22 protein-coding genes and 1 pseudogene are annotated in these 24,105 nt (G+C 66.8%); 14 read left to right on the forward strand and 9 right to left on the reverse strand.

Features of this window, described 5'->3' with window-relative positions; genetic code table 11:
• Positions 1-4 precede the first annotated feature (4 nt).
• From TX88_RS02800 to TX88_RS02825, 6 genes are read left to right on the forward strand one after another with little or no spacing between them, the layout of a single operon-like run.
• Positions 5-1,558, forward strand: a complete 1,554-nt coding sequence (locus TX88_RS02800) for an MCE family protein (protein WP_044519031.1) — start codon at positions 5-7, stop codon at positions 1,556-1,558.
• Entirely contained in the window at positions 1,528-2,181 is a 654-nt protein-coding gene (locus TX88_RS02805; protein WP_044514506.1) for an Rv1363c family protein, read from the forward strand. The genes TX88_RS02800 and TX88_RS02805 overlap by 31 nt, the downstream gene beginning before the upstream one ends.
• Positions 2,178-3,152, forward strand: a complete 975-nt coding sequence (locus TX88_RS02810) for an RDD family protein (protein WP_044514507.1) — start codon at positions 2,178-2,180, stop codon at positions 3,150-3,152. Before TX88_RS02805 ends, TX88_RS02810 begins: the two co-directional genes overlap by 4 nt.
• A complete protein-coding gene (locus TX88_RS02815) occupies positions 3,149-3,700 on the forward strand; it encodes an Rv1363c family protein (RefSeq protein WP_044519032.1) in 552 nt (183 codons plus the stop codon). Before TX88_RS02810 ends, TX88_RS02815 begins: the two co-directional genes overlap by 4 nt.
• The gene (locus tag TX88_RS02820) at positions 3,667-4,638 is read left to right on the forward strand and encodes a hypothetical protein (protein ID WP_044514509.1); all 972 of its coding nucleotides are present in this window, start codon (positions 3,667-3,669) and stop codon (positions 4,636-4,638) included. The genes TX88_RS02815 and TX88_RS02820 overlap by 34 nt, the downstream gene beginning before the upstream one ends.
• Positions 4,639-4,654: 16 nt before the next feature.
• The gene (locus TX88_RS02825; RefSeq protein ID WP_044514511.1) at positions 4,655-5,353 is read left to right on the forward strand and encodes a YoaK family protein; all 699 of its coding nucleotides are present in this window, start codon (positions 4,655-4,657) and stop codon (positions 5,351-5,353) included.
• Here the strand turns inward: TX88_RS02825 and TX88_RS02830 are convergent.
• On the reverse strand, positions 5,304-6,050 hold the full coding sequence (locus TX88_RS02830; protein ID WP_244438328.1) for a hypothetical protein: 747 nt from the start codon (positions 6,048-6,050) through the stop codon (positions 5,304-5,306). The two genes, TX88_RS02825 and TX88_RS02830, sit on opposite strands and share 50 nt — an antisense overlap.
• A gap of 96 nt (positions 6,051-6,146) precedes the next feature.
• Here TX88_RS02830 and TX88_RS02835 point away from each other — a divergent pair.
• The 5 genes and pseudogenes from TX88_RS02835 (at position 6,147) to TX88_RS02855 (ending at position 13,022) form a co-directional block, all read left to right on the forward strand.
• Positions 6,147-7,414 (forward strand): annotated as a pseudogene (locus TX88_RS02835) (HNH endonuclease signature motif containing protein).
• A 28-nt stretch (positions 7,415-7,442) separates the two neighbouring features.
• Complete coding sequence (locus TX88_RS02840; RefSeq protein WP_044514514.1) at positions 7,443-8,249, forward strand: fructosamine kinase family protein; 807 nt, start codon at positions 7,443-7,445, stop codon at positions 8,247-8,249.
• Between the two features lie 347 nt (positions 8,250-8,596).
• Positions 8,597-10,765 carry an ATPase AAA gene (locus TX88_RS02845; protein WP_044514515.1) on the forward strand — a complete coding sequence of 723 codons (2,169 nt, stop codon included), beginning with the start codon at positions 8,597-8,599 and terminating at the stop codon, positions 10,763-10,765.
• A gap of 35 nt (positions 10,766-10,800) precedes the next feature.
• Positions 10,801-11,448: a TetR/AcrR family transcriptional regulator gene (locus TX88_RS02850; protein WP_044514517.1), complete on the forward strand. Its 648-nt coding sequence runs from the start codon at positions 10,801-10,803 to the stop codon at positions 11,446-11,448.
• A 17-nt stretch (positions 11,449-11,465) separates the two neighbouring features.
• Entirely contained in the window at positions 11,466-13,022 is a 1,557-nt protein-coding gene (locus tag TX88_RS02855) for a carotenoid oxygenase family protein (protein WP_044514518.1), read from the forward strand.
• On the opposite strand, the gene TX88_RS02860 is transcribed toward TX88_RS02855, so the two are convergent.
• The gene (locus TX88_RS02860; RefSeq protein WP_044514520.1) at positions 13,019-15,154 is read right to left on the reverse strand and encodes an acyltransferase family protein; all 2,136 of its coding nucleotides are present in this window, start codon (positions 15,152-15,154) and stop codon (positions 13,019-13,021) included. The genes TX88_RS02855 and TX88_RS02860 overlap by 4 nt on opposite strands.
• An 80-nt stretch (positions 15,155-15,234) precedes the next feature.
• Between TX88_RS02860 and TX88_RS02865 the strand changes: the two genes are divergently transcribed.
• From TX88_RS02865 to TX88_RS02875, 3 genes are all read left to right on the forward strand, one after another.
• On the forward strand, positions 15,235-15,663 hold the full coding sequence (locus tag TX88_RS02865; protein ID WP_244438329.1) for a guanyl-specific ribonuclease: 429 nt from the start codon (positions 15,235-15,237) through the stop codon (positions 15,661-15,663).
• On the forward strand, positions 15,660-15,938 hold the full coding sequence (locus TX88_RS02870; protein WP_044514521.1) for a barstar family protein: 279 nt from the start codon (positions 15,660-15,662) through the stop codon (positions 15,936-15,938). The genes TX88_RS02865 and TX88_RS02870 overlap by 4 nt, the downstream gene beginning before the upstream one ends.
• A gap of 133 nt (positions 15,939-16,071) precedes the next feature.
• On the forward strand, positions 16,072-16,677 hold the full coding sequence (locus TX88_RS02875; RefSeq protein ID WP_162563068.1) for an adenylate/guanylate cyclase domain-containing protein: 606 nt from the start codon (positions 16,072-16,074) through the stop codon (positions 16,675-16,677).
• Positions 16,678-16,684: 7 nt separating this feature from the next.
• On the opposite strand, the gene TX88_RS02880 is transcribed toward TX88_RS02875, so the two are convergent.
• The 7 genes from TX88_RS02880 to TX88_RS02910 form a co-directional block, all read right to left on the reverse strand.
• Positions 16,685-17,764: a phosphodiester glycosidase family protein gene (locus tag TX88_RS02880; RefSeq protein WP_044514525.1), complete on the reverse strand. Its 1,080-nt coding sequence runs from the start codon at positions 17,762-17,764 to the stop codon at positions 16,685-16,687.
• A gap of 63 nt (positions 17,765-17,827) precedes the next feature.
• Positions 17,828-18,559, reverse strand: coding sequence for a TMEM165/GDT1 family protein (locus TX88_RS02885; protein ID WP_044514526.1), 732 nt, complete (start codon positions 18,557-18,559; stop codon positions 17,828-17,830).
• 302 nt (positions 18,560-18,861) lie between these two features.
• Positions 18,862-21,240 carry an ATP-binding cassette domain-containing protein gene (locus TX88_RS02890; RefSeq protein ID WP_044514528.1) on the reverse strand — a complete coding sequence of 793 codons (2,379 nt, stop codon included), beginning with the start codon at positions 21,238-21,240 and terminating at the stop codon, positions 18,862-18,864.
• 3 nt (positions 21,241-21,243) lie between these two features.
• Positions 21,244-21,663 (reverse strand): VOC family protein, encoded by a 420-nt coding sequence (locus TX88_RS02895; protein WP_044514530.1) that lies wholly within the window; start codon positions 21,661-21,663, stop codon positions 21,244-21,246.
• Entirely contained in the window at positions 21,660-22,103 is a 444-nt protein-coding gene (locus TX88_RS02900) for a helix-turn-helix transcriptional regulator (protein ID WP_409365843.1), read from the reverse strand. Before TX88_RS02900 ends, TX88_RS02895 begins: the two co-directional genes overlap by 4 nt.
• Positions 22,104-22,119: 16 nt before the next feature.
• On the reverse strand, positions 22,120-23,367 hold the full coding sequence (locus TX88_RS02905) for a PQQ-dependent sugar dehydrogenase (RefSeq protein ID WP_044514533.1): 1,248 nt from the start codon (positions 23,365-23,367) through the stop codon (positions 22,120-22,122).
• A complete protein-coding gene (locus tag TX88_RS02910) occupies positions 23,345-24,064 on the reverse strand; it encodes a pirin family protein (RefSeq protein ID WP_044514534.1) in 720 nt (239 codons plus the stop codon). Before TX88_RS02910 ends, TX88_RS02905 begins: the two co-directional genes overlap by 23 nt.
• Positions 24,065-24,105: the final 41 nt, after the last annotated feature.

Consider the following 24,105-nt stretch of genomic DNA (forward strand, 5'->3'; position numbering starts at 1 on the left):
CATGTTGCTGACCCGCTTCATCAAGATGCAGCTCATCTTGTTCGCGACGCTCACGGCGATCGCTCTGGTCGTGCTGGCGCTCGTCTACCTGCGGCTGCCCACCTGGGCCGGGGTCGGGATGTACAACCTGAACGCCAACCTCCCGAATTCGGGCGGCTTGTACGCCACGGCCAACGTCACCTATCGCGGAACCACGATCGGCAAGGTCACGTCCGTCGAGCCCACCGAACAGGGCGCGCACGTGCGGATGAACATCTACGACCAGTACCGGATCCCGCTCGACGCCAGTGCCAACGTGCACTCGGTGTCGGCGGTCGGTGAGCAGTTCATCGATCTGGTGTCCGAGGGCGGCAGTACCGGGAAGTACTTCCGTGACGGGGACACCATCGAGAAGGGCACCGTCCCCGCCGAGGTGGGTCCGTCGCTGGACGCCGCACAGAAGGGCCTGGCGGCGCTGCCGAAGGAGAAGATCGCGGTCCTGCTCGACGAGACGGCCACGGCCGTCGGTGGCCTCGGGCCGTCACTGCAGCGTCTCGTCGACTCGACCCAGGCGATCGCCAGTGACTTCAAGGACAACATCGGTCCGGTCAACGACATCGTCGAGAACTCCGGGCCGATCATCGACAGCCAGGTGAATTCGGGCGACGCCATCTCGCGGTGGGCCAAGAACCTGAACACGCTGGCGGCGCAGAGTGCGCAGAACGATGCGGCACTGCGGAGCGGCATTCAGCAGGCGGCACCGACAGCCGATCAGCTGAACTCGGTGTTCGGTGATGTCCAGGAGTCGTTGCCGCAGACGTTGGCGAACCTCGAGATCGTCATCGACATGCTCAAGCGCTACAACAAGAACGTCGAGCAGGTGTTGGTGGCGCTGCCGCAGGGTGGCGCTGTTGCCCAGACCGCGACGATCTTCGCGCCCAAGGGTCTGCTGCACTTCGGCCTGGGTATCAACATGCCGCCGCCGTGCCTGACCGGGTTCCTGCCCGCGTCGGAGTGGCGTTCGCCTGCGGATACGTCGACGGCACCGCTGCCGTCGGGCCTGTACTGCAAGATCCCCAAGGATGCGCCCAACGCGGTGCGCGGTGCGCGTAACTATCCGTGTGCCGACGTACCCGGTAAGCGGGCCGCCTCCCCGGCGGAGTGCCGCAGCGAAGAGCCCTACCAGCCGCTGGGCACCAACCCGTGGTACGGCGATCCGAACCAGATCCGTAACTGCCCGGCTCCGGCCGCGCGCTGCGATCAGCCCGTCGATCCGGGCCGGGTCATTCCCGCGCCTTCGGTGAATAATGGGATGAACCCGTTGCCGGCAAGTCAGCTTCCACCCCCGGAATCAACGGCGATGCGCAGCGACCCGCTGACCGCGCCTCGGGGTGGCAATGTGAGTTGTAGTGGACAGCAGCCGAACCCCTGCATCTACACTCCGGCAGCAGGTTCGACCGCTACCTATAGCCCATCCAGCGGCGAGGTGGTCGGTCCCGGCGGTGTGAAGTACTCCGTCACCAACTCGAATAAACCAGGAGATGACGGATGGAAGGAGATGCTGGCGCCAGCCAGCTGAACCTCGCCGACCAGCAGGACCCCCATACCCCTGAACCGCAAGCGGAGGCCGTCACCGAGATCTCTGATCCGATCTCAGCCACGGACGTTGAGGAGGCTCCTCAGGAGTCCGAGTCGCGACCTTCTCGGCTGGGGCGTGGCTTGATGGCGGCGATCCTTGCCGGCCTGCTGGTTCTTGCGGCGGCCGTCGGTGTCGGCGGCTACCTGGCGTTGCGTGCGCATCAAGACAGCGAACGCATCGCCAGTGACGAAGCCGAGGCCCTGGCCGCGGCGAAGGACTGTGTGACCGCGACCCAGGCGCCCGATACCCAGGCGATGATCGCGGCCCAGACCAAGATCATCGAATGTTCGACCGGTGACTTCGGGGCGCAGGCCGGCCTGTACAGCGGCATGCTGCTGGACGCCTACCAGGCCGCCAACGTGCAGGTGAAGGTCTCGGACATGCGGGCCGCGGTGGAGAAGCACAACGACGACGGGTCGATGGATCTGTTGGTCGCGGTGCGCGTGCTGGTCACCAACACCGAGAAGTCCGACGAAGAGCAGGGCTATCGGCTGCGGGTGAAGATGGCCCGCGCCGAGGACGGCAACTACAAGGTCGCGCGGCTCGACCAGGTCACGTCGTGACCGCTGTTCTGGACAACGCCGACACGGTCTCCGCTGGGGGAACCGGGACGGATCAGACCCGGCTGGCTTCGTGGCCGGCTCGGGCCGGCGCCTTCGCCATCGATGTGCTGGCGCCTACCGGGTTGATCGCGACGCTGGCATTACTGGCGTGGGCGGCCCCGTTGTACGGCTGGTTCTGGTGGGTGTGCATAGTGGCCGCCGCCGTGGTGGCTGCCGCGATGCTGGTCAACCGGATCGGCTTGCCTGCGTACACCGGTTGGTCGCTGGGCCGGTCGGTGTTCGGGATCCGGGTGGAGTCGGCGGCCGGTGATGCCGGTCTGCTGCGACTTCTGCTTCGTGAGCTGGCGCATCTGCTGGACACCGCGGCGGTGTTCCTGGGCTGGCTGTGGCCGTTGTGGGATTCACGCAACCGGACCTTCGCCGATCTGCTGACCCGCACCGAGGTGCGTCGCGTCGGTCGGCCCGAATCCGATGTCCGGCGTCGCGCCGGTGCGGTGCTGCTGGCGCTCGCGGTGCTCAGCGGTATCGCGGGCGGGCTGGGATATCTGACGGTGTACCGCCAGGATCGGGCGGTGGACCAGGCTCGCGAGCAGATCGCCGAGCAGGGCCCGCGGATCGTCGAGGAGATTCTGAGCTACGGGGTGGATTCCGTCGACGCGGACTTCACCAAGGCGCAGTCGCTGACCACCGAAAACTACCGGCAGCAGCTGGTCGCCCAGCAGGATGCGGTGCGCAAGGCCGGGCCGACCACCAATGACTACTGGGCGGTGAGCAGCGCGGTGCTGCCCGGCGTGACCAAGGATGCGGCCTCGATGCTGGTGGCGTTGCAGGGTCAGCGCGGCACCAATCCGCAGGAGCTGAAGTTCATCACCGCGACGGTGCGGGTGGAGTTCCAGAAGTCCGACGACCACTGGCTCGTCGACAACCTCACGGTGCTCAAGCGGCCGGTGCTGAACGGGGGCGGACAGTGAGCCCGCGGCGCCGGATCGAGCCCGATGAGCGCGACTACTTCGCGGTCGAGCCCAAGGAGCCCATCCGTTGGGGTCTGCCGATCGTGGGGATGATCTCAGCCCTGCTGATCGCGGCCGCCATCACTGGCAGCACGCTGATCCTGATCCGGCACGAGTCCGATCATCGTGCGGAGATCAAGAGTGCCGGCGCGCTGGACTACGTACGTGAGTTCATGACGGTGTACACGACGCTGGATCCGTTCCACGCAAACGACTATGCCGACCGCATCGCCTCACAGGCGACCGGCGATTTCCGAAAGATGTTCCAGGAGAAGCAAAACGAGATCGTCGTTCAGGTGGCCCGGGCCGAGCCGACGGAGGGGTCGGTACTCGACGCCGGGATCCAGCGATGGAACGACAACGGGAGCGCCGACGTTCTGGTCGCGACGAAGATCAGCACCCGAACCCCTGACGGGAAGTCCGTGGTCGAAAGCGGCAGCCGTTGGATTGCGACGACGATTTGGGAAGGACAGCAGTGGAAGATCAGCCAGCTGATTCAGGTGATCTGACCACCGGCGAGCCTGACAAGCCGCGCCGCAGATTGCGTTTCGGGCGGCGTCGCCGTGCCGAGGAAGTGGTCGAGGAGCAGGTCGAGGCGTCGGCCGACGAGGGTGACGTGGAATCCGGCTCCGAATCTGACTCGGAATCTGACGATGCTCCTGAGCGCCGGACCCCGTCGGGTAAGGCGCGCCGCAAGGCGGCCGTCGAGCCCGAAGCGGCCGTCGAACCTGAGGCGGCCGTCGAACCTGAGGCGGATGTCGAGCCCGAGGCGGGTGTCGAGCCCGAGGCGGAAGCCGCACCGGAACCGACGGTAGAAGCGGAAGCCGACGCCGAAGATGTCGCCGATGCCGATGCCGATGCCGATGCCGATGCCGACGCTGAAGCGACGGACGCTGAGCCGGCCGAGGACGAGGTCCTCGTGCCGCACCGCGAGGCCGGCAAGCGGCTGACGTACTTCGCCGTAGGTGCTGCGGCGGTGTTCGTCGTGGCCGGGGCGTTCGGCGGAGCGATGCTGCAGCCGTACCTGGCCGACCGGGCATTGGTGGCGACCAAACTCCAAGTGGCGCGGACCTCGGCCGATGCCATCACCACGTTGTGGACCTACAACCCGGACAACATCGAATCCCTGCCGGACCGGGCCGCGAAGTACCTGTCCAGCGACTTCGCCAACCAGTACCGGCAGTTGATCGACTCCATCGTGCCGACCAACAAGCAGGCGCAGGTCACCAACAACACCGAGGTGATGGGTACCGCGGTGGAGACCATCAGTCGGGATGAGGCGACTGCCATCGTCTACACCAACACGGTGTCGACGAGCCCGGTCACCAAGAACGTCCCGTCGTTGCGGTACATGTCATATCGGCTGATACTGCAGCGCACCGACGGGGATTGGTTGATCACCCAGATGCCGGCGTTGACCCAATTGGACCTGTCTCCACAGCTTTAGCGGCGAGGATGTAGGCATGGCCATCGCCTCACCGGTGACGCAACGGTCGACCGTTGTGGCACTTCTGTTGTTGACGTCCGCCACGGGCATCGTCGACGCGGTCAGTGTGTTGGTGCTGGGCCACGTGTTCGTCGCCAACATGACGGGCAACGTGATCTTCCTCGGGTTCTGGTTCGTACCGCACTCCGGCGTGGACGTGACCGGGGCGCTGGTGGCGTTCATCGGGTTCGTACTCGGCACCGTGGTGGGTGGACGGCTGAGGCGCCATCTCGACAGTCACGTCCGGAACTGGCTGGCAACCGCGTTGGGTGTGGAAGTCATTCTGCTGACCGTACTTTCGATTCTCACGGGATCGGGAGTGCTGGACTACCAGGACAACCGCAAGTTCATCCTCATCGTCCTGGCGATGACCTTCGGCATTCAGAACGCGACCGCGCGCCAGTTCGGCATCCAGGAGTTGAGCACCACGGTGCTGACGCAGACGATCGTCGGCATCGGGTTCGACAGCAGGCTGGCCGGGGGCACCGGGGACCGCGAGAAGTTGCGTTACGGAGTGGTTTTGACGATGTGCGGCGGCGCGATTCTGGGGGCGACGGTGTCGCGGTTCACGGTTGCGCCCGTGATTGCGTTGGCGGCCGTGGTGGTGGCGACCAGTGCGCTGATCTTCAAGTTCGGGCCGGCTCCGGAGCCGGCGCCTGTGGAGAGTGCTCGCTGATCCACGCCGCACCCTCATTGGCAGCGTGGAGCAGGGCGGTCAATTCACCGAAGTAGTCGGCCACCGCACCGACGCCCGGCAGCATCCCCAGATAGTGGTAAAGCTTCTGCGGGTGTGGCCTTTTCGTGAACTCGTCGCCCACCGCACGTAGTGTGCCGGCGAACTCCCAGAGCTTCCCGGGCAGCGATTGCGACGTTGCGCCGGCGTCGTCGGCCTCAGCGTCGCCGTCGGTGTCGGGGAATTGGCGGTCGCACAGGACAGCGCCGAGCAGCTGCACTTGCTCGTCGTAGTCGGTGACGCCGTCCTCGCGGGCCACCGCGCACAACACGATCGCTTGGTTGGTGAAACCCAGGAAGTCCTGCACACCAAGCCGGTCGGCGATCACTCCGAACGCACCCGGGAATGCGACGAGGATGGTGGTCACCGCGCCGGCGCGATGCACCCACCACTTCACGTGGCCGTCTTGATCCATCTCGGTCCAGGCCTTGGTGCCCGGAAGCTCGGCGAAATTGAGCACAGCGGCCGCGAGGTCGAGGGACTTGCCCACGGCACCCGCTGCGGGCTCCTCTCGATGGGTGCGTCGCCTCAGCCCGAGCGGGTCGAATCGGGTGAACACGTCGAGCGCCGGGTTGATCACGGCTACCGCATGGTCGAGCGCACCCGCGATGTCAGCGTCCGAGAGGCGAGTGAAAGGCAACAGGCTTATCCCCACCGCAGCTATCTTGCCGGATGCGGTTGCCTGCGGGAATACGCGGGCCAGAAACTTGTCGGACCCCTTTGCGATGATGTGGTTATGCCCTCGGCTGCAGCCTCTTTCGATGTTGCGGAGAGCCCTGCCCACCGTCTGGAGAGGTTGTTCGCCGAGGTATCGGAGCTGATCGGTCAGCGCAATGCGATCGATGGGCGCATCGTGGAGATCGTCGCCGAGATGGACCGTGACGAATTGTGCGGTGCCACCGGTGCCCGCTCGATGAAGGCACTGGTGGCCTGGAAGACCGGTGTGACGCCGCGCAACGCCGAGGTGGTGGTGGCGATCGCGCGGCGGCTCGAGGAGTTCCCCCGCTGCGCGCAGGGAATGCGGGAGGGACGGCTGTCGCTGGATCAGGTCGGCGTGATCGCCGAGAAAGCCGCCGACGGATCCGATGAGCACTACGCCGAGTTGGCGGCGGTAGCCACCGTTCATCAGCTGCGTACCGCGGTCAAGCTCGAGCCACGCCCCGAACCCGATGCACGGCCCGAACCCGAACGCTCGATCACCAAAACCGTCAATGACGGGTACACCACCTACCGAATCCGGTTACCGCGGATTGAAGCTGCCAAGTTCGACGCCGCCCGCCAGGCCCATCACGACGGGCTGGTCGCGGACTGGAAACACGATCACGACACCGAGTCCGACGGTGGCGACGCGGAGCAGGCACCGCCGTTTCCGAACGGTGTGGATGCGTTCATGAGCCTTGTCGAGGCGGGGTGGGATGTTGAGGCGGCGCGTCGCCCGCATGGGCAGCACACCACGGTGGTGGTGCATGTCGACCTCGACGCCGATGGCCAGAAGCCGGTCGCCGCATTGCATCTGGGGCCGGTGCTGACCGAGGACGAACGACGTGAGCTGCTGTGTGATGGCACCTGGAAGCCTGGTTTGAACGGCACGGTCAGGTGATCGGCGCCGGGCACAGCACCCGCGCGATCAGTCGTCGGCTGCGCCGGGCCCTGGAGCATCGCGACCGCTGCTGTGCGGTGCCTGGCTGCGGGGCCACCCGCGGTCTGCACGCCCACCACATCAAACATTGGGAGGACGGCGGGCCCACCGAACTCGACAACCTGGTGCTGGTCTGCCCGTATCACCATCGCCTGCACCACCGGCGTCTCATCACGATCACCGGGCCCGCTGATCGCCTGGTGGTCACCGACAGTGCCGGCAGACCGCTACACGGTGGATCGCTGGCCCGCACACCCACCACACCCCCACCCGATGTCCCACCGTGTCCCGGACCGACCGGGGAACGCGCCGAATGGTGGTGGTATCCGCCCTTCCAACCCCAGCCACCGCCGAAAGCCGCGTAGTCAGGGGTACGTCGGTAGCCTGACCGATATGCCCAACGCGGCGGACAGGGCCGATGTCTTCGTCAAGCGCAATGCGTCGGCGCCGCCTGGGTTCTTCGCGGCCGAGGTGGCCGGACTCAGATGGCTCGCCGTAGACGGTGGCGTGCCGTGCGTGACGGTAATCGATTACGACGCAAACTCATTGACCCTGCGACGGCTGCGGCCGACGGGGCCCACAATGAATGCGGCGCGGGTCTTCGGCCAGCGATTGGCCCATACTCACGATGCCGGGGCGTCGGCGTATGGCTCCGGTCCGGACGGGTACGACGGGGACGGGTTCTTCGGGCCGATGTCCCAGCCGTTGCCAATGTCGTTGGCCCGCAGCGATTCATGGGGAGCCTTCTACGCCGATGACCGCTTGGCTCCGATGACGCGGCTGGCTGCACCCAGGCTCACCGCCGCGGGGCAGGACGCGATCGCGGAGGTGACCGATCTGTGCCGCGCGGGTGCGTTCGATGACGACGACGTGCCGGCCAGGCTGCACGGTGACCTCTGGAGCGGCAACGTGATGTGGACCGGTGACGGTGCTGTGCTGATCGACCCCGCCGCGCACGGCGGCCACCGTGAAACGGATCTCGCCATGTTGGCGCTGTTCGGTTTCCCGTTCCTGGATGAGGTGCTGGCCGGATACCAGACGGTGCGACGGCTGCGCGATGGATGGCGGGATCGGGTCGACCTGCATCAGCTCTATCCGTTGCTCGCGCATGTAGTGCTGTTCGGCGGGGGCTATGCGCGTCAGGTCGAGGCGGCGGCCTGGCGGGTCTTGGAGACGTTCAGCAAACTGCGGATTCGATAACCGCCGGTGCCGCCGCGGTGCCAGCTGGATCAAGCGGTGCAGGTCGGGGCCGTTTCGGGTCCAGCTCGCATCGGTTGACACTTTTGCCGTTCACTGGCAACGGCAAGTGGCTCCACGGTCGCGCACAGCAACGTCACGGCGATGGAGGGTCGGATATGACTGCGGTAACTGGCATATGCGTCAATATGTCGATGCCCAGTACAGCCCCGATAAAGGTACTCCTTCAAAGTTTGCGGTGGGTGCGAAATTGAAGACGAAAATTCTTTCCAGCAATTCGGTGAGGAAGGTCACATTAGTGTTAAGTTGCCTGAGATCAACCTGAGAAGGCGGCCGAAAGGACTGGTCAGATGGCAGTCAAACACCGTAGGCAGCGGCGGCGCGTCAAGAGGGTGGCGACCCTCGGTGCGGCAACCGCAACAGTCACCGCGCTTACGGTTGGCATTGCCCCGCCGCCGGCCCAGGCGGCCGCTGTCCAGCGCGACCTGCGGCTGCAATCCGGGGTCCAGATCTTCCCGCCGCCCGACCAGATCCCCGACCTCACCGGCGGCTTCGGGACCCAGGTCTACAACCAGTTCCAGACCGTCGGCGCGCAGCTCGAAACGGCGTTCGTCAACAACTTCAACCTCCTCGCACTCCTGCAGGCGGCCGGAATCGATCCAACCGCGGCCGTCGAGGGCCCGCTCAATGACGCGCTGGGTGGAGCGCTCGGCGGTGCCCTGGGCGGATTGCCCATCGGCGACCTGGCAGACGCTCTCGGGATCGACCTCAGCGATCCACTGTCGTCGGCCGGGATCAACCTGATCACCACCGGAGGGCCGTTCACGCTGCTGCGACTGCTTGGTGTCGACCTCGGGTGGGTGCCGTCCTTCCCGAACTCGGTGGCCGACGAGATCAACAACACCGACTACCTCGACATCAGCCTCGACTCTCTCTTCACGGCGCTCGGTCTGCCCACGAGTGGCATTGCCTTCGAGACCTTGAAAGCCACCTTCAAGCTCCTCACCGGCGTGGATCTGCCGGCCCTCAGCACGAATGTCGCCGACGTGCGGATCCCCATCGTGGCGGGCTGGGGATTCGGCGCCTTCGCCGCAGGCGCGGCGTATCAGCAGGTGGTCGACGACCTGCCGAATCAGCCGGGCGGGGCCAACTACACCGGCACCAACCCGCTTCTGGGCAGTTTCACGATCATGCCGATGCTCCTGATCGACAACCCCGGCCGGGCCAACGGCGGCATCCTGGCCCGTGCCTATCCGTTGTTCGGGCTGTTGGGCATCGACACCGTGACCCCCGATACCCAGGTGCAGAGCAGCGGGACCAGCATCATCGGCGACGTGCCCGTGCTCGGTGACGTGCCGTTGCTCGGCCTCACCCTCGGTGGCGCCAACCTGATCCCGATCAAGATCGATGCGACGGCGGAGTACCTCCCGCTCTCGGACTTCGCCGCCTGGCCCAACCCGTTCACCATGGCGAACAACGTTGCGGCAGGCTTGTTCCCGACGTACATCCTGCGGAACCAGTCGCTGGACACGCTCGGCACGGTGTTGGTCGACCAGATCGTGACGCAGCTCGGTGCAGACATCACCGACTACCTGGCCGATCCCGGGGACGATCCTCAGCTCGGCCCCAAACTCAACATCTACGTCACCATCCCGGCGCAGAGCCTGCCGCTGCTCGAGCCGACGTACCTTGCGGTTGATGTCGTCAACCTGCTGACCGGGGCCAATCTCAACAACCCGATCGGTACGGCGCTCAGCCCCGTGCTCACCAGCCTGGTCAACCTCGGCTACACCGATGTGTACTACAACGAGCAGACCGGCGTGTACGACCGCACGCTCGACGAGGCCGATATCCCAACGGCTTTCGGCACACTTCCGGCCGACGTCGACTGGGCACAGGTCCCGGGGCATCTGGTCAACAACCTCGTGACGGGCATTCAGAAGGCCATCAGTGACGGCCTGATCAACCAGAACCCCGTCCCGAGCCCGATCCAGCAGCTGCTCGGCCTGCTCGGCGTGGGTAACTCGCTGACGACCGGTGGATCCATCCTGGACCTCAACAACGTTGGGACACAGGGCCTTGCGAAGACGAGCTTCGAGCCGCAGGGCATCACGCAGACCGACGTCGGATCGGAGACCGTCGATCTGAAATCTGTCGTGGGCGAACCTGCTGTGGGCGACACCAAGGTGAGCGTGGACAACGGCACCAAGAAGCTCGCGGCCGCAGCCGATGATGCCCGCCAAGAGGTCGAGAAATCGGTCAAGGAGGCCGGCGCGCGTGCGAAGGACTCGGCCGAGAAGGCGCGTGAGCGGACGGCGAAGGCGGTCAAGGACGCCCAGGCGAGGGTGAACCAGGTCGCCGAGGACGGACGCAAGCAGATCAAGTCGGCGGCCGACGGAATCCAGAAGGGCGCCGAGAAGGCGGTCCACGACGTGAAGGACAACGTCAAGAAGGCCGGCGACTCGGTGAAGCCCGACAAGAAGACCGAGAAGAAGACCGAGAAGAAGGACGCCGCCTGAGCGACTGACCGGTCGCCGGAAACTACGATTGACCGGTGACTTCGGCAAGGCGCGGGCGCGGCAGGCCCGCCGGACCCGGCGTCGACGCCGAGCAACGGCGCTCAGATCTGCTCGACGCCGCCGAACGTGCGATCCGCAGCCACGGGCCCGATGTCGGGATCGCCGAGGTGGCCAAAGAGGCCGGCTTCGTGCGCTCGGCGGTCTATGCGGTGTTCCCGAATCGGGCCGCCATCCTGTCCGCGCTCGGCGAGCGTCAGGCCCGTCGACTACTGATCGAGATCACCAGGCGTGCCGCCGGTTCGGCCGACCTGCGCCGGCGCATGTCCTTGTTCTTCGACGTCATCTGCGGCTGGATGCAGGACGATCCGAACCTGTACCGGGCGTTGAGCATGCATGCCGCCGGCGGCCACGAGATGCCGGGAATCTTCGACGAACTCGCCGCCGCGGTCGAGGCGATGCTCACTGCGTCGATGGCGGCCGGCGGTGCCGATACCGCCGCCGCGGCGCCGTGGGCCCGGGCCATCGTCGGGTCGGCCATGGTCAGCGCGCAATGGTGGCTACGAGACTCGTCGATGCCCCGGGCCGAACTCGTCGAGCACCTGACGACGCTGTGCTGGGACGGTGGTTCGGCTCTGCCGTTCAGCCCCTTCGATGTCTCGGCTATTGACAGCGGCCAGCCATAAAAGACACGATGTCTTTTATGGCTGCTCCCGCCTCGCCCCAGGTCGACGGTCCCTCGCACTACTGGGAGGACGTCCCCGGCGAGTATGACCTGACGCTCACCGAGATCACCGGCGCGATCCCGCAGGGACTCACCGGAACGCTCTACCGCAACGGGTCGGGCCGGTGGAACGTCGGCGCGTCCCGGGTGGACAGCCTGTTCGACGCCGATGGCATGGTGGTGGCCTTCGCGATCGACGGCAACGGCGTGCGGTTCAAGAACCGGTTCGTGCGCACCCAGCACTACCTGACCACCACCGCGGCGGGCCGGATGGTGAAACGCGGATTCGCCTACCAGCGTCCGGGAGGGATGCGGGCCAACGCACTTCGGCTGCCCGCCAACACGGCCAACACCAACGTGATGATCGGCCCGGACCAATTGCTCGCGCTGTGGGAGGGCGGGCGCCCACACGGCATGGACCTCGACACCCTCAACACAATCGGAATGTGCAGCCTCGACGGCGTGCTCAAGGGTCCGGTCGGTGCGTACTCGGCGCACCACACCTACGACGCGACGACGGACTCACGCGTGAACTTCGGGTTCGAGCCCTACTTTCCCCGTCTCGATCTGCGCCACATCCGCAGTGCGCCCAGCCGAGACGAAAAGATCAGGCGCCTGAGGGAACTCGCCGGTGAGGCGATTCCCCGGGTCCGCTTGCGCCTGTACGAGACCGACAGCCGGGGCGCCACCCGGTATCTGCGGGCGGTACCGCTGCCCGGCATGGGGCTCATCCATGACATGGCGTTGACCCCGCGCTATGCGGTTTTCATGCTGGCCCCGCTGCGGATCAACCCGTGGGCTCTGCTGGGACGGCAGAGCTATTGGGACGCCATGCAGTTCAAGCAGAACGAACCCTCGTACTTCATCCTCGCCCCGCGCGACGGCGGAAAGGTCCGGATGATCGAGACCGACCCGTTCTACATGTGGCACTACGCCAACGCCTACGAGGACGGCTCCGACGTGGTGGTGGAGCTGCCGCGTTTCGCTCCCGAGACGTTCGGCGGGATGCACGCCTGGGCGTCCGACAGTCGCACCGATATGGCCAGGATGTACGCCGACGTCGCCCCGGAGAAGGCCCCGGACTCGGTGCGGCTCACCCGGTTCCGTATCACGCCCGACGACCGTGTCCTGGTTGAGCCGTTGGCCCAGATGGGTTGCGAGTTCCCGCAGATCGATCAGCGTCGCTCAACTCAGGCGCACTCGGTGACGTACGTGACGGCACCTGGTGACGGCGAGGGCGGCGGGGAGGGAATCGGCCGCTTCGACCATGCCGGCGGCAGCGTGCAGACCTACTGCCCGCCCGGCCACAAGCTGGTCGAGCCGATCTTCGTTCCGCGGCCGGGCAGCGACGCCGAGGACGACGGATGGGTGCTGACGGTGGGCTACGACGAGACGCAACACCGCAGCCGGCTCATGGTGTTCGACGCTCCGCGCGTGGACGCCGGGCCGATCGCCGAGGCCTGGCTGCCGTTCCACCTGCCGATGAGCTACCACGGTGCGTTCACCGATCGGGTGGCCAGGTTCCAGAGCGGCTAGTTGGGCGCCAATGCGCTTTCGGCCAGGTGTGCCATCACCGGTGACAGCAGTTGCGCGTATTCGGCGGTGATGTGGTTGTCGTCGCGGAAGACCAGGGTGTTGCCGACGATCACCGGGCAGCGCAGGTCGGTGCAGAAGTACTGGTCCAGGCGCGCGTACTGCCCACCGCCGGCCTGAACTGCCGCAGTCTCGGCGGCAATCCCCTTGTCGTTCACGGCGACCGGCCGGTCGGGCGCGCAGGCTGAGGCGTCGTCCATGTGTGCCGACAAGCACGTCGGGACCGTCGTGTGCGGGTCGGGCACGGGGCCGAGCACGAGGACCCGCGCTCCGGTTCCGCGCAACTGGGACACGAGTCGGGTCAACCCGTCCAGCCAGGTCTGGTCGTAGCTGACAAACCCGAAATCGGCGCCGTAACGGCGGACCATGTCGAGCACGATCAACGCGGGACGCTCCTTGGCGATCCGGGTCAGCACCTCAGCCCGCCACTGCTTGCATTCGGTGAACTCACGTCCGAGATAGGGGCTGAGGATCGGGAGCTTCATCGGTGGGCAGGTGACCTTCGCGAAGGTATCCAACCGCCAATGCGATTGCTGTGCGGCGGTTTCCAGGGCCGGCTGCCACATCCCCGCGTGGGAGTCGCCGATCAGGGCGACTTTGGTGGCCGAGTTGACGTCCCCGGACGTGCAGTCGGGTACGGCGACCGCCATCCAGGACAGGACACAACCGTTGACGAACGCCTCGGGTTTGGTGATGTTGCCCAGCGGCGGTGACAGATTCGACGGCACGGCCCCAAGGTCGGCCGAGGCGGCGACCGCCGCCTGCACCTGCTGCTCGGGAGTCAACGGCAGAGCGGCCACGCTGGCAGGTCCGATCGCGGCGACCGGAACCGCTGCCGGACCAGATCCCGTCGGCACCGGGCGTACCGCCAACAGCACCAGCCCCGCACAGACGGCCACTCCGGTGGCCGTCGCGCCGACGGCCAGGCTGCGCCACGATGATCCCCGCAGCGCCGCGGCGAACCGGGTCGGATTCTCGACGAGGTGCAGCGTCAGGATCGCCAGGCCCAGCGACATCACCATCAGCGCCAGCCGGCCGGCCAACCCCAGGCCGTGGCCGAACAGCGCGGGCGCCAACAGCAGCACCGGCCAGTGCCACAGGTACCACGAGTACGACAACCGGCCGATGCCACGCATCACCGGTTTCGACAGCAGCCGTCCCACACCCAGATCGGGTATCGCACAGCCCGCCCCGATCACCAGCGCGGTACCCATCACCGGAAGCAACGCTGCCGACCCGGGGTAGGGCGTGGCCGTGCCGAGCTGCGTGCAGGTCGCCAGGATCAGGGCCAGACCACCCCAGCCGACCAGCGCCGCACAGACCGGCGGCAGGCTGCGCCAGTGCGCCGCGGTCAACGCGACCAGACCGCCGGCGGCCAGCTCCCAGGCGCGGGTCGGCAGAGAGAAGAACGCCCAGGGCGGCATCGTCTGGGTCCACCACAGCGACACGATCAGCGAGGCAGCGGCCACCACCGCCAACACGCATGCGTACGGGACGGCCGAACGGGTGCCCCGGCCGCCGCGGGTCAGCAGCCAGGCAGTGCCGAGGATCAGCGCCGGCCACAACAGGTAGAACTGTTCCTCGACGCCGAGCGACCAGTAGTGCTGCAGCGGAGACGCCGCCGTCTCGGCCGCCAGATAGTCCGTTCCTTCGACCGCGAAGCGGTAGTTCCCGACGTACAGGGCGCTGGCGATCGCGTCGGCCAGCACCGCGCGGGCCTGCAGCGGAGGAAGTAGGAGAGTGGCCGCCAACGATGTCGCGACCAGGACCAGAGCGGCGGCCGGGAGCAGGCGCCGGGCGCGTCCGGCATAGAACCGCGCCATCTGCACCGTCCCGGTGCCCGAGGCCTCGCGCCACAACAGCCCGGTGATCAGGAATCCCGACACGACGAAGAACACGTCGACGCCGATGAACCCGCCGCCGAATCCGGGCACCCCGGCGTGAAACAGCACCACGGCGAGTACCGCCACCGCCCGCAGCCCCTCGATGTCAGGGCGAAACTGCTTGTTCGGCAGGACTTTCCGCCCGCTCGCGGTGCTGCCGCGGCGGGCGGTGGGCTCCTCCAGGGTGGTCACTCTGTTCACTCGAGTAACGATCGTCGCACGGCTGGCGCCGTTGACCCCGGATTTGCGGGCCTGTTGCTAGCCTCATGCCGATGGGACGATCGCGCATTGCGGCGCTGGCAGTGCTGTGCGGCCTGCTTTCGGGCTGCTGCGCTCCGACTCAACCCACGTCGTCTCCGGCGGCGTCGCAGGCGCCGGCATCACCGGCGAAGTCGGCGGCAGCGGACGGCACGTGCGACCTGGGTGGCCTTCCGCCGGAGGCAGACAAGACCGTAGGGCTGATCCAGTCGGGCGGGCCGTTTCCGTACCCGCGCAACGACGGCGTCGTCTTCGGAAACTACGAAGGCCGGTTGCCCAAGCATGAGCGCGGCTACTACCACGAGTACACGGTCCCGACGCCCGGCAACAAACACCGCGGCAAGCGCCGCATCGTCACCGGCGGAGCACCGCAGAACGACCCGCCCGAGTACTACTACACCGGCGACCACTACGAATCCTTCTGCCTGATCGGAGGCATGTGAAGACGTATCGGATCGATGGGGCCAAGGTGGCCTCCAAGGCGGACTTCTTCACCGAGATCGGCCGTGCGGTCAACGGCGACGGCGGTTACTTCGGCTCGAATCTGGATGCGCTGGCCGACTGCCTGCGCGGCGGCTTCGGCACCCCGGACAACCGCAAGTTCCGGTTCGTCATGACGTCCTACCGAAAAATCAAAGAGGCGCTCGGGCAAGACACCTGGAGCACCGTGCTGTCGATCTTCGCCACCGAAGGCGTCGACCTGTGGCTGGAGAACTGACGGTGAAGCGGACCAGCAAACCTGGCCTCTAGCGGCTTACGCGCGTCCCACGGGGGCAACAGCGCTTCGGCCGCCGGTTGGCAACAACGTTCTGCGGCAACGATGTTGACCATGGAGACGCAACCTGCGGAAAGTGGTTACGCTGGCGTTCTGTGTGCCATCTGGCGCGGGATATCAGGTGAGAACTGGCAGGAGCAACGCGCGCGTGACCGAGGAGCTGTCGACCGAGAAGGCATGGCTGATGGCCCGCACCGAGGGATCCGCACGCTTGTGGCAAACGCAAACAGCGGACATGGCGGCCGCGCTTCCGTACTTCCGAGCGACGATGACCCACTTTGTCGCGCTCCACGGCGGGATCCTGCCGACGCGGCAACCCGCCTGCGACGGTTTCACCGCCACCTTCGATCGCGCCTCTGACGCGGTGTCCTGTGCGCTGTACCTGCAGTTGACGCCGTTGGATCCGTTCGACCTGTGCATCGGCGTGCACACCGCATACACCGGCACGAAGCGCTTGCGCGACATCGCTCACGGGGGACAGACGTTGATCTCGGGCACCACGGCGTCAGCAGTTGCCGGTGACCTTCCCGCTGGTGCGACACTGAAATACCTTGGCCGCCAACGCATGGGAGACGCCGAGCCCCAGGAACGGCTTCTGCAGCTCTGCCACCCGGGATTGCGTAAGTACCTGCAGCCCTTGCGGATGCCGAATGCTGTTCTCGCCGAGATTCTGGTGAACTAGCCGCCGCTCAGTTGAAGGCGAGCCAGCTGGGCAGTGCCCGTTCGCGCGAATCGCACAGCACCTGACGGGTATCGCAGTTCCCGCGAGGCGACCCCGCGCCGCTCCACATGCCGCCGGAATCTCGGCGCAGCACGATCGCCGACGAGCCGCCACCGTCGAGCAGCAGGGCGTTGTCCGCGCCCAGGCCGCGGAACAGGTCCTGGATGTTGTCCGGCGTGTAGCTGCCGCCCTGGAACACGAACAGCTGATCGGCGGCGCGGTTGTAGCCCACCGCGGTGCGCGCCGCGCTGGGGCCCGGGTCGTTGAGCTGACCGGTGTCGCCAGGGGCGAGCAACCCGATGCCGGCCACCGCCACGAACCGCGCGTTCTGATCCAGCAACCGCTGGATCACCGGGGAGGCCGAGTCGTAGTCGTCGGGTCCCTTGGGCATCACCACGTATGGAGCGCCGCCCATCGGCAGGATCATGGTGGCCAGCGCCGCCCAGCGTTCGTCGCCGCCGGACAGGCCCTGCTTACCGGCATACGCCAGGGTGCCGGTGACCGCGGTGTTGGCCCGGCCCTGCCCGCGGGTGTTGTCCACGTACGCGCCGAGCGGGGACGAGCACTTGGTGTCGCGCCACGATCCGCCCTGCTGGCCGCGCACGTCGAAGAAGTTGGCATTGACGGCGATGGTCGGCTGCCCCAGCACCTGCCACGCGGCGAGGGGCGCATAGGTTTCCGACGCCTGCCAGAGTCCTTCGCTGGTTCTTGCTCCGGGGGTGCGCTCGCAGCGGGACTGATAGCCCTGATGGCTGTCGACCAGCAGGCGCGGGTTGAGCCGGCTGGAGGCGTTCTTCATGGCCATCAGGTGGCCACCGTTGTTCAGCGTGTAGGCGCGGCCGTCGGCGGACAGGAACGGTGCGGCGAACTGGCCGCCGAAGTTGTAGACGAGGTAGGCGCCCTTGGTGTTGGCGATCGCGCCGAGCAGCAGTGCCCGGGCGTCCTCGGCGCGCGCGACGGGGGAGCCGGTGGTGGCTAATGCCGCACAGACGGCAACGGCGGACGCAGTGGCGACCGCACGCTTGAGGAGTTTTGCCAGGCCTGGCACGAACTACACAATAACCACACAGGAAACTCTGTCAACATGCGTAACAGCCTGGTCACGGTTGGATCAAGGGGCGATCGCACCTGGTTGATCGGAGTTAGCTGGTTCGGCCGCCTGGGGCTTGCGCATCGCCGCCGGCCGCAAATGCGCGGGCAGCGCACGCAGACCCGCCGCGCACAGCGCTGTCACGGCAATCGCACCCGCGGTGGTCGCCCAGACGGGGGCTGCCGGGAATGCGCCCTCCAGCAGCATCGCCAGGCCGAAGATCACGAACAGCGCCGCGGCACCCAGCTGGATCACGCGCTCGGGCAGGTGCTTGCCGGCGATCGCCCCCACAACGATGGCGAGTGCGTCGGCGGCCACCATGCCGATGGTGGAACCGATCCACACACCTACCCAGTCGTTGTCGGCGGCGAGTGTGATGGTGGCGAGCATCGTCTTGTCGCCGAGTTCGGCGAGCAGGAAGGCCGAGGTGACGGTGAAGAACGCCGGGGCGGTCGAACGCTGGGCGCGAGTCGCCTCATCGTCGGACAGCTTGTCGCCACGCAGGGTCCACAGCCCGAAGAACACGAATGCCACCCCGGCCAGGATGCCGAGCAGGTGCGTCGGCAGCGCCGCGCCCAGGTAGTGGCCGACCGCGACGGAGATCAGGTGAACTGCGGTGGTGGCAGCGGTGATACCGACGAGCACCACCCACCAGCGGTAGCGCAGCGCGAATGTCATGGCCATCAGCTGTGACTTGTCGCCGAGCTCGGCGACGAAGATGACAGCGAAGCTCAAGAGCAGAGCAGCGAGCACTCAACAACTCCTCGGTCGTTGGCTGCCGTTGGGGGCTGATCCATATGCCTCCGGCCGGCAACCCAATGGTCTACGGCCGAAGGTCTCGCCCACCGGCCAGTGACCGGTTCGGATAACCGGGCCGTTGATGCATCGCTGCGCGGCCAGTATGTCGAATATCCGATTGGGGGCTACTCCCCTTCGCTGTCACCACCATACGCACCCCGGGCGGGACGACGCAAACCGTCCCGCCCGAAAGTGCTTATTCGACAATAAGTTTGGGGATCAACACCAGAAAGTTCGGGCGCCCTGACAATGTTGGTTCAGGCACCCACATATTCGGCGAGGTGTTGCCCCGTCAGCGTGGCGCGCTCGGCGACCAGGTCTGCCGGGGTGCCCTCGAAGACGACGCGACCGCCGTCATGCCCGGCGCCCGGCCCCAGGTCGATGATCCAGTCTGCATGCGCCATGACCGCCTGGTGATGCTCGATCACCACCACCGACTTGCCTGAATCGACCAGTCGGTCCAGCAGGCCGAGCAGTTGTTCGACATCGGCCAGGTGCAGGCCGGTCGTCGGCTCGTCGAGGATGTAGGTGTCACCCTTCTCTCCCATTTGCGCAGCGAGCTTGAGCCGTTGCCGCTCGCCGCCGGACAGTGTGGTCAGCGGCTGCCCGAGCGTCAGGTAGCCCAGGCCCACATCGGCCATGCGGGACAGGATCTTCTGTGCGGCAGGAACTTTCGACTCACCTTCACCGAAGTAGCGGGCCGCCTCGCTGACCGGCATGGCCAGCACCTCGGCGATGTCGCGTCCGCCGAGGGTGTACTGCAGTACCGAGGCGCCGAACCGCCTGCCCTCACATTCCTCGCATGTGGTCTCGACCGTGGCCATCACGCCGAGGTCGGTGTAGATCACCCCGGCGCCGTTGCACGTCGGGCAGGCGCCCTCTGAGTTCGAGCTGAACAGGGCCGGTTTGACGTCATTGGCCTTCGCGAACGCCTTACGGATCGGGTCGAGCAGTCCGGTGTAGGTGGCCGGGTTGCTGCGGCGCGAGCCGCGGATCGGGCTCTGATCGACCACCACCACGCCGTCCCGGCCGGCCACCGACCCGTCGATCAACGAACTCTTCCCCGAGCCCGCGACACCGGTGATCACCACCAGCGCACCGAGCGGGATGTCGACGTCCACGTCGCGCAGATTATGGGTACCGGCCCCGCGGATCTCCAACACGCCGTTGGCTTCCCGCGCCGAATCCTTCAGCGCAGCGCGGTAACCCAGGTGGCGGCCGGTGACGGTGTCACTGTCCCGCAGGCCCGCCACGCTGCCCTCGAAGACCACCTCACCCCCGGCCGCACCCGCGCCCGGACCCAGGTCCACCACATGGTCGGCGATCAAGATCGTCTCGGGCTTGTGTTCGACCACCAGCACGGTATTGCCCTTGTCGCGCAGGGCCAGCAGCAGATTGTTCATCCTGGCGATGTCGTGCGGGTGCAGGCCGATGGTCGGTTCGTCGAACACGTAGGTGACATCGGTCAGGGACGAGCCGAGGTGACGGATCATCTTGACGCGCTGGGCTTCTCCGCCGGACAGGGTGCCGGCCGGGCGGTCCAGGGACAGATAGCCCAACCCGATCTCGACGAACGAGTCCAGCGTGTGCTGCAACGCCGCGAGCAGCGGAGCCACGGATTTGGCTGCGGGCTTCTTCGCGAGACCGCCGATCCAGGTGGCCAGGTCGGTGATCTGCATCGCGCTGACCTCGGCGATGTTGACGCCCTCGATCTTCGACGACCGCGCGGTCTCCGAAAGTCGGGTGCCGTCGCACTCCGGGCAGGTGGTGAACGTGACCGCACGTTCGACGAATGCCCGGATGTGCGGCTGCATGGCCTCGACGTCCTTGGCCAGGAACGACTTCTGGATCTGCGGGATCAGTCCGAGGTAGGTCAGGTTGACCCCGTCGACCTTGAGCTTGGTCGCCTCTTTGTGCAGTAGCGCGTCGAGTTCTTTCTTGGTGAACTTGTTGATCGGCTTGTCCGGGTCGAAGAAGCCGCAGCCCCGGAAGATCCGGCCGTACCAGCCGTCCATGCTGTAGCCGGGGATGCTCAGCGCACCCTCGTTCAGCGATTTGGTGTCGTCGTACAGCGCGGTCAGGTCGATGTCGTTGACCGCGCCGCGCCCCTCGCACCGCGGGCACATTCCGCCGACGATGTTGAACTCGCGGCGTTCCTTGACGGTGCGCCCGCTCTTCTCCAGCGTCACCGCCCCCGCCCCGCTGATCGACGCCACATTGAATGAAAAGGCTTGTGGTGAACCGATATGCGGAGTCGCGATCCGGCTGAACAGGATGCGCAGCATCGCCCCGGTATCGGTGGCGGTGCCGACTGTGGAGCGCGGATCGGCACCCATTCGCTGCTGGTCGACGATGATCGCCGTGGTCAGCCCGTCGAGCACGTCCACCTCGGGGCGGGCCAGGTTCGGCATGAAACCCTGCACGAAGGCGCTGTAGGTCTCGTTGATCAACCGCTGGGACTCGGCGGCGATCGTGTCGAACACCAATGAGCTCTTGCCCGACCCCGAGACGCCCGTGAACACCGTCAACCGGCGTTTGGGTAACTCGATGTCGACGTCCTTGAGGTTGTTCTCCCGGGCACCGGTGACCCGGATCAGATCGTGGCTGTCGGCGGGGTGAGTCGTGGCGGGGCTCATCGGTCAGGCGCGCTCCTGGATTCGGATCATGGTTCCGGCGGGGTCACGGACGGCGCAGTCGCGCACGCCGTAGGGCTGGTCGGTCGGTTCCTGCACGATCTCCGTGTCGGTGGCCTGCAGTTTCTCGAACGTGGCGTCCAGATCCTTGGTCGCCAGCACGACGATCGCGTAGGTGCCCTTGGCCATCATCTCGGCGATCAGGCGGCGCTCGTCGTCGGTGATCCCCGGGTCGGCGGCCGGCGGATGCAACACGATGGAGGTGTCGGGCTGGCCGACCGGCCCGACGGTGATCCAACGCATCTTGCCGCCGCCGACGTCGAGGCGGACCTCGAAGCCGAGCACGTCGCGGTAGAAGGCCAGGGAGGCTTCCGGATCTTCGTGTGGCAGGAACGTGTTGTGGATCTTGATATCTGAAATGCTCATGCCTTAGACGCTATGTGGAGGTCCACCGCGGCCGCTTCTCGATTCCTGATCGGTTTGGTGACGTGCTTCTCCATGCACGACGGCAGGCCATCGGTCACCTCGGCGGTCTGCTCCCGGTACCGGCTGGGCGGGATGCCGACGAGTTCGGTGAACCGGGTACTGAACGTGCCGAGAGAGGAGCAGCCGACGGCGAAGCAGACCTCGGTGACCGACATGTCGCCGCGACGCAGCAGCGCCATCGCGCGCTCGATCCGACGCGTCATCAGATACGAATACGGTGACTCGCCATAAGCGATCTTGAACTGCCTGCTGAGGTGTCCGGCGGACATGTTGACCCCGCGGGCAAGTGCTTCGACGTTCAGCGGCTGCGCGTACTCGCGGTCGATACGGTCCCGGACCCGGCGCAGCAGCTTGAGATCGCCTAGCTGTTGGTCGGCCACAACGGCGATCGTACGTCTAAGGCGCCAGCCGATACACCGCGCCGGCGTAGTCATCGGTGATGTACACGGCGCCGTCCGGCCCGGCGACCGCGGCCACCGGACGGCCCCAACGAGTGCCGTCGTCGGCCTGGAAACCGGAGGCCAGGGTCTGCTGCGGGCCCAATGTGCCGTTGTGCCAACCGAAGAACGACACCTCGGGAGCCTGCGGGGACTGCCGGTTCCACGAGCCGTGCACCCCGACCAGCGCGCCGGAGCCGTAGCCGGGAAGCTCGGTGAAACTCATCCCCAGCGGAGCCGAATGCGCGCCCAATGTCTGCTCGACCGGTGCCAGCGCCGCACAATCCATCTTGTCGCCGTCGGCGTTGGTCTCCATGTCCCGGATGAACCCGGCTGGTGGTGCGCCGTCGGGATTGCAGTAGGGCCAACCTAATTCGCGTCCCGGGGTCACCTTGGCCACCGACTCCGGCGGGTGGTCGTCCACATAGTCCTGGCGCACCCGGCCCTGCGGATCGGGCACGTTGTCGCGGTTGTTCACCGCCGTCCACAGCGCACCGTCCGGTGCGAGGGCCAGGCCCGTGCCGTTGCGCACCCCGGTGGCGAACGGCGCCGCCGGCCCACCACCGGGCGGCACCCGCATGATGGTGGCTCGAGGCGGGGTGGCGGTGCGGTCCTCGGCCGAGGTATTGCCGGTCGATCCGATCGAAAAGTACACCGCACCATCGGATCCCACGACCACGCTCTTGAGTGCGTGGGAATAGGCGCCGCGCAGTTCGGGGCTCTTGGCGTCGGGCAGGCCACCCGCGACGGTGCGGTGGTTGACGGCCCGGCCGTCGACGTAGTCGTAGGCGTCGATGCGGTTGCTCTCGGCGACATACAGGGTCGTCCCGGCGGAGAAGAGTCCGTGTGGCTGGTCCAGTCCGTCGAGCAGGGTTCGCTGGTCAGGGCGAACCGTGAGCACCTGCCCGGTGGCCGGCACCGACACCAGCAACGCGCCATCGGGGGCGAAGGCGGCCATCCTGGCCTTGGGTACGCGGGCGATCACCTCGATGGTCCAGCCGGCGGGGATCAGCGCCTGGCGCGGTTCGTCGAGTGGCGCCTGGGCGAGTTCCGCGGGGACGTGCAGGGGCGCAGCGGCCAGCCCGGCGGGCGGTTGCCCGGCGCTCGAGGTCGGCGGCGACGGCGCGGGTTCGGGGGGCGTCCCACACGCGGCCAGTGCGGCCGCGGTGATCAGTGCGATCGCGCTACGCGCCGCCCAAACCCGCATTCATCTCCCAGACCAGGATCTCGGCTTCGGAGTCGGCTGTGACCCGTCCGCCCGAACCGGTGAGCCGGGCGGCGTCACCCTCGGCCAGCGGCCCGGATCTCTCCAGCGTGACCGACCCGCGCGCGACGAACACGTGGACGTAGCGAGCCTGCGGCAGCTCGACCGAGTCGCCTGGCTGCAGGCGGGCGCCGTACAGCGTGGCATCGCGGTTGTGCAGGGTGACGGCCGCGTCGACGGCACCGGAGGCGATCGGCGTCAACGTGGCGGCCAGCTCTATCTCCTGCTGCTGATAGCCCGGCGTCACCCCGGCGGTGTCGGGGAGGACCCACATCTGCACGAAATGCACGGGCTCACTGGAAGACCCGTTCTTCTCGGAATGCTGCACTCCCGTTCCGGCCGACATCCGCTGGGCCAGGCCCGGGTAGATCACCCCGGAGTTGCCCATCGAATCCTTGTGCGCCAACTGGCCCGACAGCACCCACGTGACGATCTCCATGTCCCGGTGCGGGTGGGTGTCAAAGCCGGCGCCGGGCGCGACGATGTCGTCGTTGTTCACCAGCAGCAGCCCGTGGTGGGTGTTGGCCGGGTCGTAGTAGTCGGCGAATGAGAACGAGTGCCGTGACTGCAGCCAATCGGTCGTGCTCGCACCGCGGTCGTCCGCGCGTCGGATGTCGACTCTGGACGTCCCGGAAGCCATGGCGCCAGCCTACCGACGGCCTTAGCTGACCAACCGGTGGA

Origin of the sequence: Mycolicibacterium septicum DSM 44393 (assembly GCF_000455325.1) — a bacterium.
Taxonomy (GTDB): Bacteria; Actinomycetota; Actinomycetes; order Mycobacteriales; family Mycobacteriaceae; genus Mycobacterium; species Mycobacterium septicum.

Coding starts and splice junctions, on each gene's coding strand:
- TX88_RS02805 (WP_044514506.1), top strand. CDS start 1,528: ATGGAAGGAGATGCTGGCGCCAGCCAGCTGAACCTCGCCGACCAGCAG.
- TX88_RS02825 (WP_044514511.1), top strand. CDS start 4,655: ATGGCCATCGCCTCACCGGTGACGCAACGGTCGACCGTTGTGGCACTT.
- TX88_RS02840 (WP_044514514.1), top strand. CDS start 7,443: ATGCCCAACGCGGCGGACAGGGCCGATGTCTTCGTCAAGCGCAATGCG.
- TX88_RS02845 (WP_044514515.1), top strand. CDS start 8,597: ATGGCAGTCAAACACCGTAGGCAGCGGCGGCGCGTCAAGAGGGTGGCG.
- TX88_RS02855 (WP_044514518.1), top strand. CDS start 11,466: ATGGCTGCTCCCGCCTCGCCCCAGGTCGACGGTCCCTCGCACTACTGG.
- TX88_RS02865 (WP_244438329.1), top strand. CDS start 15,235: ATGGGACGATCGCGCATTGCGGCGCTGGCAGTGCTGTGCGGCCTGCTT.
- TX88_RS02890 (WP_044514528.1), bottom strand. CDS start 21,240: ATGAGCCCCGCCACGACTCACCCCGCCGACAGCCACGATCTGATCCGG.
- TX88_RS02895 (WP_044514530.1), bottom strand. CDS start 21,663: ATGAGCATTTCAGATATCAAGATCCACAACACGTTCCTGCCACACGAA.
- TX88_RS02905 (WP_044514533.1), bottom strand. CDS start 23,367: ATGCGGGTTTGGGCGGCGCGTAGCGCGATCGCACTGATCACCGCGGCC.
- TX88_RS02910 (WP_044514534.1), bottom strand. CDS start 24,064: ATGGCTTCCGGGACGTCCAGAGTCGACATCCGACGCGCGGACGACCGC.